Genomic DNA, 12,384 nt, shown 5'->3' on the forward strand with positions numbered 1-12,384 from the left:
ATGCGTGAATTTCCCCGTGTTGTGTTGATTGCCCTGGCCACGGTTCTGTCACTGTGGCTGGTACTGGGTTACTGGCCGCTCTCCGGCGGAAGCCGGTTTGCGCTCTGCCTCTGTATTTCACTGATTTGTGGCGCAGTGCTGTGGAAACAGTGGCGCCGTTTTCAGCGCGGCTGTGCAGTCAGCGTAAAGCTTGAAGGGAGCAATCTGCCCCCTGAAACATTTCAGGGGGCAGTGGTGCTGGTCTGCGGTGATACCGCATCTCTGTTTGCTCAAGGGACGATGCATCGTGAAACGCGTCAGGGCTGGTATCTTCGAGCAGAAAATGCTGAGCAACTGCCGTTGCTGGCACAGCATCTGGCGAGCGTTCGCCCGGCCCTGGTGCCGCAGGTCTCTGTGCTGCTGGCGGTGATGCCTGAACAGCATGATTCGGACGAATTGCTGGCCCAGTCTCTGCGTGCATGGCGGCGGAGTATCACGCAGTGCCGCGCGTGGCTGAATGGCCAACCGCCTCTCTGGAGTGGAATCTGGGTATCGCCGCCGGACAGAGAACGTCAGGAGGAAACTCGCTGGTTTACCGTGACGCCAGACTTGCCGGGTATTCAGGTGCGGCAGAGCAGCCATGTTCCGCTCCCGGTTGATGACTGGCAGCGTGAGGCGGCTGGCAACGCCTCACGCCTTTACCACGCGCTGTGGCTGGAAAGCGTACTGGCGCTGATTGAGCGTTATGTTCTCCGGCCGCTCAGTACCCGACAGGGAGAACTTCCGGCCCTGAAATTTTGCGCCAGCGGCATCTGCCTGACGCCGGTCACGGCCGTTGCGGATAATCTCTGGCAGCAGCAGATAGCGGAAACCACCACGCTATTCCCCGCTGGCACCGCTGCGCAGGAGATGCCATCCCTCCCGGACGTTCTTCTTCCATATCTCCCGCGTCGCCAGGGCGTCAGCCGCCGGATGCAGGATACACGGCTGGCAGCGGGCATCTGCTTTCTGTTCCTTGCACTGGCCATGCTGGCGTCCTTTATCAACAACCAGCGCCTGGTGCGCAGCATCGGGGACCACCTCGCCGTATACCACCGGCTCAGCGGCACGCCTCCGACGCCGAAGCAGCAGGCGCAGCAGCGTCTTCGCGCCGACAGCCGTCTGCTGGATGACTGGCAGCGTCGTGGTGAACCGCTGCGCTACGGTCTCGGGCTGTACCAGGGAATGCACCTGATCCCGCCCGTGGAAGCGGCAATCAATGACTGGACGCCCCCTCCGCCGCCCCGCCCGGTCGTTAAGAAAATCGTGCAGGGGCCACAGACTATCCGCCTCGACAGCATGTCGCTGTTCGACACCGGCAAATGGGCGCTGAAACCCACCTCGACGAAGCTGCTGGTGAACTCGCTGGTCGGCATTAAGGCGAAGCCCGGCTGGCTGATTGTAGTGGCGGGCCATACCGACAGTACGGGGGATGACAAATCCAATCAGGTGCTGTCCCTGAAGCGCGCGGAGTCCGTTCGCGACTGGATGCGCGACACCGGCGACGTGCCGGAGAGTTGTTTTGCGGTGCAGGGCTATGGCGAAAGCCGTCCTGTCGCCACTAACGACACGGCGGAAGGCCGGGCGCTGAACCGCCGTGTCGAAATCAGCCTGGTGCCGCAGGCAAATGCCTGTCAGCTGCCGGGCAACACCCCCGCGCCATCGCAGGATGATGGCGCGTCAAAAAATGAAATGGAGTAATTAACATGGCAATTCCAGTCTATCTGTGGCTGAAGGACGACGGCGGCGCGGACATCAAAGGTTCCGTAGACGTGAAGGATCGTGAAGGCAGCATCGAAGTGGTGGCGCAGGAGCATAACCTGTACATCCCGACCGACAACAACACCGGAAAGCTGACCGGCACGCGTATTCACACGCCGTTCCTGTTCACCAAGGAAATCGACTCCTCCAGCCCGTATCTGTACAAGGCGGTGACCACAGGTCAGACCCTGAAATCCGCGGAATTCAAGTGGTACAAAATTAACGATGCGGGTCAGGAAGTGGAGTACTTCAACACGAAGCTTGAGAACGTGAAGCTGGTGAAAGTGAATCCGAAGATGCACGACATCAAGGATCCTGCTTTCGAGAAGCACAACCACCTTGAGCAGATTGAGCTGCGCTACGAAAAAATCACCTGGACCTACAAAGACGGTAACATCATTCATTCCGATTCCTGGAACGAACGTACCACCGCGTAATCCTGATGCGGACAGGTTTTCCTGTCCGCAGTTTTTTTTGCTCAGCGCCTGAGATGCGGGTGTTCAGCAAAGAGAAAATACAATCTGCCTGCCTGACCCTGTGCGCTTTGGGTTCCTTTACGGAAAAGCGATGGGCGGTAGCGTGTCCGGAACTGATAAGAGAATATCTCATGGAAAATCCAGCCATCCTGTTACGTCGACTTAATCCTTATTGTGCCCGTGCGATGGAGGGGGCGGCTTCCCTGTGCCAGACTCGCGCGCATGCGGAAATTCTGCCCGAGCACTGGTTGCTGAAACTGCTGGAGCAGGGCGAGGGCGATCTGACGGTGCTGGCCCGCCGCTATGAATGGGATATGGACGCCATATGGCAGGACCTGCTGGCGTTTATGGACGCGTTACCCCGTTCGGTGCGCAGTCGCCCACAACTCTCGGATAATATTCAGACCCTGATGCAGGATGCGTGGCTGAGGGCCTCGCTGGCAGGCGAAGAACAGATCCGCAGCATTCACCTGCTGATGGTGCTGGCAGATAAGCCAAAACGGGTGCGCTGCGACGGACTGTGGCCGCTACTGACCCTGACGCAGAGCCAGCTTGAGCGCCTGCGCGGGCTTCTCGACGCGCAGTCGGACGAGCGTCCGGAGGTACAGCAGGAGGCAGAACTGGCGCAGGGTGGCGAGGTGGAATTAGTGGGCCGGCCGGTGAATGCTGATATTAAAGGGGAGCTGAGTCCTGCACTTCAGAACGCGCTGGACAAGTTCACCCTTGATGTCACCGCCCGCGCCAGGGACGGCAAAATCGACCCGGTGTTTGGCCGCGACACTGAAATTCGCCAGATGGTGGATATTCTTTCCCGTCGCCGCAAGAACAACCCGATTCTGGTCGGCGAACCCGGTGTCGGCAAAACCGCGCTCGTGGAAGGGCTGGCGCTCAGAATATTCGAAGGCAATGTACCGGACGCGCTGAAGCCTGTCTCCGTGCGCACCCTCGATCTTGGCCTGCTGCAGGCGGGCGCGGGAGTAAAAGGTGAGTTCGAACAGCGCCTGAAAAACATCATTGAAGCGGTGCAGCAGTCACCGCAGCCGGTGCTGCTGTTTATCGACGAGGCGCACACCATCATCGGGGCGGGCAACCAGGCGGGCGGTGCGGATGCGGCCAACCTGCTGAAACCAGCACTTGCACGCGGTGAACTGCGGACCATCGCCGCCACCACCTGGAGCGAGTACAAGCAGTACTTTGAGCGCGATGCCGCGCTGGAGCGCCGCTTCCAGATGGTGAAGGTCGACGAGCCGGACGACGATAGCGCCTGCCTGATGCTGCGTGGCCTCAAGTCACGCTACGCGGAGCACCATGGCGTACATATTACCGATGATGCGGTGAAGGCAGCCGTCGCGCTCTCAAGACGTTATATTACCGGTCGCCAGCTGCCGGATAAGGCGGTTGATCTGCTGGACACCGCCTCGGCCCGCATCCGCATGAGTCTCGATACCGTGCCGGAACAACTGACCTGCCTCAGAGCGCAACTCACTGCACTGGAGATGGAGAAGCAGGCGCTGCTGGAGGATATTGCAGTGGGTAACAGCGCCCACAGCGAACGACTGGCCTCTATCGAACAGGAAGAAGTCAGTATTATTCTGCAACTTGACGAAAAGGAAGCGCAGTACGGCCAGGAGCTAAAGCTGACGGAAGAACTGCTCGCCTGCCGCGCAGATATCTCTCGCCAGGCAGACATTGCCGATTTGCAAAAACAGCTTAATGTTGTTCAGCAAAATAACCCGCTGCTGGGACTGGATGTGGATGTCCGCACTGTCGCCACGGTGATTGCCGACTGGACCGGGGTGCCGCTCTCCTCGCTGATGAAAGATGAGCAGACGGAGTTGCTGAATCTGGAAGAGAGCTTAAGCAAGCGCGTGGTGGGGCAGGACGCGGCGCTGAACGCTATCGCGCAGCGCCTGCGCGCCAGCAAAACCGGCCTTGCGCCGGAGAACGGCCCGCAGGGCGTTTTTTTGCTGGTCGGCCCGAGCGGTACTGGCAAAACCGAAACGGCGCTGGCGCTGGCGGACGAACTGTTCGGCGGCGAGAAATCCCTTATCACCATCAATCTCTCCGAATATCAGGAACCTCACACTGTCTCCCAGCTAAAAGGCTCTCCTCCAGGCTACGTCGGCTACGGGCAGGGCGGCATCCTCACCGAAGCGGTGCGCAAGCGCCCGTACAGCGTGGTGCTGCTCGACGAAGTGGAGAAGGCGCACCGCGACGTGATGAACCTGTTCTACCAGGTCTTTGACCGGGGCTTTATGCGCGACGGCGAAGGACGGGAAATCGACTTTCGTAACACGGTCATCCTGATGACTTCCAACCTCGGCAGCGACCACATCATGCAGATGCTGGACGAACAGCCGGAGGCAACCGAATCTGACCTGCATGAACTGCTGCGTCCGCTGCTGCGCGACCACTTCCAGCCCGCACTTCTGGCTCGATTCCAGACGGTGATTTATCGTCCGCTGAAGGACACGGCCATGCGCACCATCGTGGATATGAAGCTCGCACAGGTCAGTAAGCGCCTGAATCGTCACTACGGCCTGAGCACGAATATTGACGAGAGCCTGTATGACGCGCTGACTGCCGCTTGTCTGCTACCGGATACTGGCGCGCGCAATGTCGACAGCCTACTCAATCAGCAGATTCTGCCGGTGCTGAGTCAGCAACTGCTGACCCACATGGCCGCGAAACAGAAACCACATACCCTGATGCTCGGCTGGAGTGATGAAGAGGGGATTGGGCTGGAGTTTAAACATGGCTGAAGAAACTCAGGATCCGTTCAGAATTAAAGAAGGTGGTGTCAGGCTACTTACGACGGGTGAGATACAGCTGGCATACTCTGTTTTTTTATCCACTATTGATTATTCGAAAGTATGGATCCACAGGGAAAGTTACCTCCCTTTCAATTTACAGGATAAGAATACGGCGATGACGCCGGACGGGGAGATCTATTTTCGCGATCAATACTGTGATGATTTTTCCCAGACGACAGACGATCTTCAGCATCTGTTCATCCATGAAATGGGACACGTCTGGCAACGTGTAAAGGGGATGAATGTCATCTTCAGAGGATTGGTAAGCTGGATGGTAAGTTATCATTATACACTTGATGGTCGCTTCTTAAGCGATTATCCGATGGAGCAGCAGGCGCAGATTATTGCAGATAATTTTACGTTGCAAACTCAGGGATATAAGGTATGGCATCGATTGTGGGGCGGTAAAAATCCAACCATTACTCTTGATGGTGATACTACTGAGTCAGTCATACGTGAACAATACAAAATTGCATTGCGAGGGTTTCCATGGTGAAAGTATTTGGTTTTCGTATGTTTTACTCTGTGGTTTTTTCTGGTGTGCCTCTATTGATATTAACTGGATGCCCTGGTCCGGGAGATAGATTTATCCCCCATGAAACCACATCCGTTAGCAAGCAGGGAAAAAATGTATGTTTTAACATTAATGATGCGCAGGATTATCAACTTGCTGATATAGGAATAAATCCACGAGGAACTCCCTCGAAGGAAAAAGATTTTAATTTTTCCCCTGGCCTCACCATCGCTGATGGTGAATTATGTATTCCACCTTCTTTTTATCATTTTCCTGATAATGGGAGGTTCATTGTCGAATATATATTAACTTCAAAGAAACATGATGATGAACCACGGAAGTTCGTTGTCGGTGTGGGGATAAATCATGGGGAGTTTTACAATTTTCCGTTGACCGATCGTGAAATTGCAAGACCGTATGGCTCAATTAAAGTTTCTGAATAGTACCCCGGCATAAAGTCATGAAGTTTTTTTATTTTTTCACTTTAGTGGCGACGGCGAATATGGCATGAATAATTTTTAAATGACCGTTTTGCTGATTAAAACCCTTGCCTGCGCCCTCGGGGTTGGAGCTGTAATCACTCTTTTTCGTACTTGCTGAGTACCCTGATTAAACCTGCAATGTGCTCGTCGGCAATAGCATCATGGACAGCAGGTTATCCCATGGAGTCAATATCATGAGTCTGACCGATACGCTTAAGAATCCCCTGTCTGCATTAACTGAAAGTGGGCTGAACCGCTACCGCCTGGATATTCCATCCTGTACAGCAGCACTGGATGTGGAAAGTTTCGCCGGTAAGGAGTTTATGAGTGAGCTTTACTACTATCAGATTATCTTTACCAGCAGTGATCAGAATATCAGTTCAGCGCAACTGCTGACCAGGCCTGCCACGCTGACCATGGGGACAGGGCCGCTGATGGGGCTGACCGGGCAGAAAGTGGTACATGGTGTGGTGACGCATTTTAAGCGTATCAGTGGTTCACGAGACCAGGCGACGTACCAGATTATTATTGAGCCATTCCTGTCTCTGCTGCGCAAACAATTCCGTACCCACCGCTTTTTCGTCAATAAGTCGGTCCCGGAAGTTGTCACCGAAGTATTGCAGGAGCATGGCCTGAAAGGCTGGGAGTATGAGTTTACCCTCATGGCTGATTATCCGAAGCGTGAGCAGATAAACCAGTACAAGGAAAGTGACCTCGCTTTCATAGAGCGCCTGCTGGCCGAAGTGGGGATTTTCTACTTCTTCACCCTGCAACCGGACACGCAAACCGAAGTGGTGCACTTCGCGGACAAGCAGAGTGCATGGACCTTCGGTAAAACGCTGCCTCTGAACAGCCCGTCAGGGATGAATGACAATAAAGCCGATGCTGTATGGGGCGTAAACGTCCGGCAAAACGTGGTTGAGCGCTCTGTCATCGCCAGTGATTACAACCACCGTGAAGCCCAGAATATCCTGACCTCTGTACCGGCGGACATGACCCGGGGTGAAGGTGACGGAGTGACCTATGGCGAGGTTTATCACTACCTGCCGCGTCATCTTGAACGTGGCGACAAAATCACACCTTCCGCGGAAACCGGCAACTTCTGGGCCCGCCTCGAGCACGAGCGTTTTCTGTCGGGACAAACGACTGTCAGCGGATGCAGCAATGATGCCCTGCTTTCTCCGGCTCAGGTACTGACCATCAGTGAACTGGCGATCCCGCCGACTTTACCCTCTGAAACGGATAACGGCATTATCATTACCCGCACGGGTTATACCGCCAGTCGAAAGAATGCTTTGTTAGTGACGTGGGAAGGTATGCCTTATTACGAAAACCGTTGCTGGCGTCCGGCTCCTAAAAAGCGCCCGGTGGTCAGCGGCACCCTGACGGCACGAGTGACCAGCGCCAAAGATAACGATATCTACGCCTGGCAGGATACATCGGGCATGTACCGGGTGAAATTTGATGCTGACCGTGACGATAAACGCCAGGGTATGGAAAGTATGCCGGTGCGTTTTGCCAAACCTTACGGTGGTGACAAGTACGGCTTCCACTTTCCGCTGATACAGGGTACTGAAGTCGCCATTGCCTTCCATGACGGCGATCCGGATCGTCCGTATATTGCTCATGCCCTCCACGACTCCCGCCACGTTGACCATGTTACGGAGGCCAACAGCACGCGCAATGTTATCCGCACCGCTGGCCTGAACAAACTGCGGATGGAGGACAAGCGCGGCGAAGAGCACATTAAGCTCAGCACGGAGTATGGCGGCAAAACCCAACTCAATTTAGGGCATAACGTCAATGCTTCCAGGGTTCTTCGTGGCGAGGGGGCGGAGCTGCGCACTAACGATTGGGTCAGCGTTCGCGGTGGAAAAGGTGTTTTGCTTACCGCAGATGCGCAACCTGATGTCGGCAGTAAAATGCTTGAAATGGATGCGGCGATTGAGCAGCTTACACAGGCGCTCACGTTAGCCAGGAGCCTCCAGGCCTCAGTTAAGGGCGCGAAGGCTACATCATCAGATATCGACAGCCAGAAAAAACTTAACAGTTCATTGAAATATCTAAAAATGCCAGGATTGCTGGCCAGTGCTCCCGCTGGAATAGGCATTCTCAGTCCTGAGGCTGTCCGGCTTGCTTCAGGCGGGGCAAGTATTGGCCTCATGTCAGGTAAAAACACAGATATCAGCACCGGGCAATCGTTCACTGTAGCGGCAAGCGAAGCTGTAAGTTTGTTTGCACAGGCTGCTGGAATGAAAATGTATGCCGGGGCTGGGAAGGTTGATATTCAGGCACAAGCTGACGCCATGAATGTCTCAGCATTACAGGACATCACTGTCGCCAGTAGTCAGGGGAGCGTGAAGGTAAATGCCAGCAAGGAACTGATTTTAAGTTGCGGTGGTGCTTATATAAAGCTTAGCGGCGGGAATATTGAACTGGGATGTCCGGGAAATATTTTGCTGAAAGCGGCCAATGTTAATCAGACAGGTCCTGCCAGCTTAGATACACCGCCGGTAACTTTCCCTAAAGGATATGGCGGGACTTTTACCGTTACCGATCCCGAATCAGGAGATATTAAACCATTCACCAGTTATAAAGTAACGTCTCCTGATGGTGAGATATTTGAAGGAATATCCGACTTGTCAGGGAAGACCGCACCGCTTTACACGTCGATGCCTGGCAACGTAAACATTGAATTTCCACGTGAGCAAAAGAATGAAGGGCCAGGGCATTGGGTTACTGTTGATCATGATTATCATGGGTTGAAAAATACTGCAATTATGGCAATCAATCGCTTAACCTCTATGGGAGATGAAGGACGTGTTTTTGGTTCTGAAGGAAAGGACTATATGAATACGAAAAGAGATAAAATTCAGGAATGGCTGCCTTTGCCATCTGATGCTACAGACGAGATAGCGCAGCAATCGGCAGTACATCGTTACGGAGAACAGAGAAAGGTCACGCAAACTTTTCTGGAAGGTGATGATGCCTGGGCTGTTACAGGTCAGTTGTGGCATTGGCAACCAACGACCGCTGATGATGTCTATGAGGGAAGTAAATGAAAGTTATTTTAAAACGGAATCGTGTATTGCATTGTTGGGCCATATTTGACCTCTTTTACATTATCAGATTTGGTTGGTTGAATATCTCTCAGGGCCGAATTCCTTTAGTTGATGATATATTATCTTTTAGCGAAATCTATCCGCAGCAAGGTGTTTATCCGCTAATCCTTTTTTCTTTCTCGTTACTGTTTAACGTGTCAGTTATATTTTCTGCTGTAATGTTCTTAAAAAAGTGGAAGTATGCGAATTGGATAGTCTATGTTCAAACGCCATTCAGACTATTCTTCATGATCCCTTCTGTTTCGATATTGCCATGGATGTTCAAAACTATGTCAATCAAAGTTGGAGCGATGTTTCTTGCCGCTGTATTCTTATCAGAGATAATTAAGCTTGGGACATTTTATCTTACAAGAGAAAAGAGCTCATGAATTTTTGTTAAATCTGAATAAAGAGGGATGTTTATGGCAGGAAATTCATTAGTGACATCTGTGACACATACAGAGGCAAAAGCTACGGCGGGAAGGCAAAAACCTTATTGGGTTGAGTTTCAATTGGTAGATGAGCAGGGTGATCCCGTGGCGAATATGCCATGGTCTGTTGAAAGTTCTCATCCTGTTTCCGGGCCGGTGGAGGGATTCACTTATTCGGGTCAGAGCGATGCTGACGGGCTAATCAGAGTTGATATGCCGCATGGGCTGGAGCTGAGGCTGACGTTAGATGGCAATCAGCTTGCTACGGAAATGGAAAAACGTGCCTTACGCGTTAGCCGCGATGCGGAAAATGATTCTGTTGTGCGCCCTGAAGCTGAAGAGAAAGGATATATCTGGCATCATGCCGTTATCGGTGAACTTTGTCAGAGTTCACCAAACCTGAAATTAAGACCTGGGGAAATGTTACCTGCATACCACTTTCCTGCAAAAACAGCATTTAAAGGATTTAAATTCCGAACGAATGAACTTGAAAAGCGTCATGTAATAGAAATATGCCCTTTCAGAGCCTGGGAACTTGTTCTGCATCATCAAAAGGACTATTCCATTGCGAATGGAATTAACCTTGGGGCAGCAGCAACACTTGCCTATGCAGATGACAGTACTCTGGATACGGTGTCAATTACGCGCTTTTTTATTAACCAGTGCCAGGATCTATCCCGCTTACCTCAGCTTTATAAAGACGGCTCTGCATGGAATATGTTAGTACAGGATGTTCCCTTTAGTGAACGATATCATCCCCCGGTATTTATGGATACCTCACGAGACACGTCACCTGAGGAAGACGAGAAGAACCCACTTGGAACAGTACAGGCAGAAGATGATACTGCTGTAACAAAGGCAGACGGTGATACGCAGTTTTATTATGTCTATAACGCGAATAAGGTGATTGTTGCCTGGCGTGGAACGGCCAGCTTGTTTGATGTGGGGACGGATCTTGCGTTTAGGCCGATAAATTCAGAATTATGCGATATAGATAAAACGCAATGCACTCCGTTACTACCTGCTGGGAAAGTGCATACTGGGTTCTGGAGTGGATATAACAGAGTTGAAAAAAAATTTAGTAAAGAAGTTTCAAAATTTGAACAATTGGCAGGTGAGCGTGAACTATTTATTTGTGGCCATAGCTTAGGGGGCGCGCTGGCATTAATTCATTCGGTAAAGTTAAAGAATGTTAATCCAGTTCTTCATAGCTATGGAATGCCACGAACTTTTACACGTGATGCAGTGATGCAATTGTCGGAGATTACCCATTACCGTCATGTGAATGATAATGATCCTATTCCAGCCGTACCCGCAGAAGCCAACCTTGATAACGAGTTATATAAATTATGGGGATGGTTTGGTGGAACCCTAGGCTTTTTCTGGTCATTGGGTGAGCTTCTCGCTTACCAGATGGTTGCCTGGGGAGACTGCTTCTGGCACCACGGCAATGCGGTTGCCTTTCTCACAGCCACACAGAGCCGGGAATGGAATGAGTGTAAGAGGGATCTCCCAACTCCTGCAGGGTGCATTACCATCAGAAATCCACTTCCACTAAAGGCTAAGCTTTATATGGTGCCCGCTCTGGCGGAACAAGAGATGCAACAGGCCGGTAAGAAACAGAAAGAATTTAAAGCGTCATTGACGCAATCGGATCTAAAAAATTTCTTCCCTAAAGGTAGCAACCCTGACAGAGGGATTAATTTAAATATTTTTGAACACTTTATGACGTCCTATATGCCCTATATGTATAACAAGGTGTTAGAGTTGATTGATAATGCCGGCATAGTGGAAAAACGCACATTTACTGAGCACCGGTATAATGTGGATGCATTCAGGGAGCAGATGGGAGAAAATAAAAATGATATACCGAATGATGAATTATCCAGAAATGAAATTTTCCTCAATATAGAAGGCTTGTTGGGAATATCGCTGACTCCAACATTATCTATGCCGTCTGGCAATGATACGCTTTTGCGGTTTGCTCAATATGGAGAAGAGGTAATGGAAAATGTATAATCAATCAATAATTATTCTGCTTTCCCTGGTGTTGTTTTCCTCTGCAGGATGCAGTGTTAGCCAGGCCGTTAACAAGACGTTATCTCCACCGGCGGATACAAAATGGGTTAATTTTGAAGTAAAAAACCCTTCTCAGTACACGAAACCGATTCCACTTGAGGTCAGATACATCTCGCATGAATGTATGAAAAAAAGAATCAGTGGATTTGATGGCTCAGTTATCACAGAGCCAAGCTATAACGTTATTGGGATCCCCATGCAGCAAGGTAGCGGGGATATCTGGAAAGCAAAAGTTGCTATGACTGGTGGTGGTTCATGTAAATGGACGTTGAGTGCGGTCAATTTAGGTATCGAGTATATAGACGCGACACATCTTGGCAAAGATCTTGTTCCTGGTACGGCGGTGGGGGTGTCGCTCGCTTTTGATAATGATGCCTCCAGAAACGGGCAGTATACTGCAACTTTTGGTGATTTAAATTTATCTCCAAAATATTACCCATATATAATAGAGTGGAAATTAATTCGTAATAGGAATGACTTAACTCTTTTAGGCCGGTATGACTTTATTTTAAGTCAGGTTACTAATATAAATAATGTAAAATTTGAGCCGTTATTGGATGAAAGTAAAATAATTAGATATATTGAGCCTGAAAAAAAGATTAAAGGTATTCACGCTAAAATAATATATCCAGATGGCAGTGTTATATCCGATGGCACTGTGTTTCCTGATTTTGATAAGATTGATAAAATGAATGTTAAAAAGTAAAAA

9 protein-coding genes are annotated in these 12,384 nt (G+C 51.0%); all 9 read left to right on the forward strand.

Features of this window, described 5'->3' with window-relative positions:
- The 9 genes from E3U32_RS04620 (at position 1) to E3U32_RS04660 (ending at position 12,381) form a co-directional block, all read left to right on the forward strand.
- On the forward strand, positions 1 to 1,719 hold the full coding sequence (locus tag E3U32_RS04620; protein ID WP_134347814.1) for an OmpA family protein: 1,719 nt from the start codon (positions 1 to 3) through the stop codon (positions 1,717 to 1,719).
- Between the two features lie 5 nt (positions 1,720 to 1,724).
- Positions 1,725 to 2,216, forward strand: a complete 492-nt coding sequence (hcp, locus tag E3U32_RS04625) for a type VI secretion system effector Hcp (protein WP_029883904.1) — start codon at positions 1,725 to 1,727, stop codon at positions 2,214 to 2,216.
- 170 nt (positions 2,217 to 2,386) lie between these two features.
- Positions 2,387 to 5,017, forward strand: coding sequence for a type VI secretion system ATPase TssH (gene tssH, locus E3U32_RS04630; protein ID WP_134347815.1), 2,631 nt, complete (start codon positions 2,387 to 2,389; stop codon positions 5,015 to 5,017).
- Positions 5,010 to 5,564 (forward strand): type IV secretion protein Rhs, encoded by a 555-nt coding sequence (locus E3U32_RS04635; RefSeq protein ID WP_134347816.1) that lies wholly within the window; start codon positions 5,010 to 5,012, stop codon positions 5,562 to 5,564. Before tssH ends, E3U32_RS04635 begins: the two co-directional genes overlap by 8 nt.
- The gene (locus tag E3U32_RS04640) at positions 5,558 to 6,025 is read left to right on the forward strand and encodes a putative T6SS immunity periplasmic lipoprotein (RefSeq protein ID WP_286164162.1); all 468 of its coding nucleotides are present in this window, start codon (positions 5,558 to 5,560) and stop codon (positions 6,023 to 6,025) included. The genes E3U32_RS04635 and E3U32_RS04640 overlap by 7 nt, the downstream gene beginning before the upstream one ends.
- A gap of 233 nt (positions 6,026 to 6,258) precedes the next feature.
- Positions 6,259 to 9,126 carry a type VI secretion system Vgr family protein gene (locus tag E3U32_RS04645; protein ID WP_286164163.1) on the forward strand — a complete coding sequence of 956 codons (2,868 nt, stop codon included), beginning with the start codon at positions 6,259 to 6,261 and terminating at the stop codon, positions 9,124 to 9,126.
- A complete protein-coding gene (locus tag E3U32_RS04650) occupies positions 9,123 to 9,554 on the forward strand; it encodes a hypothetical protein (RefSeq protein WP_134347817.1) in 432 nt (143 codons plus the stop codon). The genes E3U32_RS04645 and E3U32_RS04650 overlap by 4 nt, the downstream gene beginning before the upstream one ends.
- Before the next feature lie 33 nt (positions 9,555 to 9,587).
- Complete coding sequence (locus tag E3U32_RS04655; RefSeq protein WP_134347818.1) at positions 9,588 to 11,615, forward strand: lipase family protein; 2,028 nt, start codon at positions 9,588 to 9,590, stop codon at positions 11,613 to 11,615.
- Complete coding sequence (locus tag E3U32_RS04660; RefSeq protein WP_134347819.1) at positions 11,608 to 12,381, forward strand: hypothetical protein; 774 nt, start codon at positions 11,608 to 11,610, stop codon at positions 12,379 to 12,381. Before E3U32_RS04655 ends, E3U32_RS04660 begins: the two co-directional genes overlap by 8 nt.
- Positions 12,382 to 12,384: the final 3 nt, after the last annotated feature.

Origin of the sequence: Lelliottia nimipressuralis (assembly GCF_004402045.1) — a bacterium.
Classification (GTDB): Bacteria; Pseudomonadota; Gammaproteobacteria; order Enterobacterales; family Enterobacteriaceae; genus Enterobacter; species Enterobacter chinensis.

Coding starts and splice junctions, on each gene's coding strand:
- E3U32_RS04620 (WP_134347814.1), top strand. CDS start 1: ATGCGTGAATTTCCCCGTGTTGTGTTGATTGCCCTGGCCACGGTTCTG.
- hcp (WP_029883904.1), top strand. CDS start 1,725: ATGGCAATTCCAGTCTATCTGTGGCTGAAGGACGACGGCGGCGCGGAC.
- tssH (WP_134347815.1), top strand. CDS start 2,387: ATGGAAAATCCAGCCATCCTGTTACGTCGACTTAATCCTTATTGTGCC.
- E3U32_RS04635 (WP_134347816.1), top strand. CDS start 5,010: ATGGCTGAAGAAACTCAGGATCCGTTCAGAATTAAAGAAGGTGGTGTC.
- E3U32_RS04640 (WP_286164162.1), top strand. CDS start 5,558: ATGGTGAAAGTATTTGGTTTTCGTATGTTTTACTCTGTGGTTTTTTCT.
- E3U32_RS04645 (WP_286164163.1), top strand. CDS start 6,259: ATGAGTCTGACCGATACGCTTAAGAATCCCCTGTCTGCATTAACTGAA.
- E3U32_RS04650 (WP_134347817.1), top strand. CDS start 9,123: ATGAAAGTTATTTTAAAACGGAATCGTGTATTGCATTGTTGGGCCATA.
- E3U32_RS04655 (WP_134347818.1), top strand. CDS start 9,588: ATGGCAGGAAATTCATTAGTGACATCTGTGACACATACAGAGGCAAAA.
- E3U32_RS04660 (WP_134347819.1), top strand. CDS start 11,608: ATGTATAATCAATCAATAATTATTCTGCTTTCCCTGGTGTTGTTTTCC.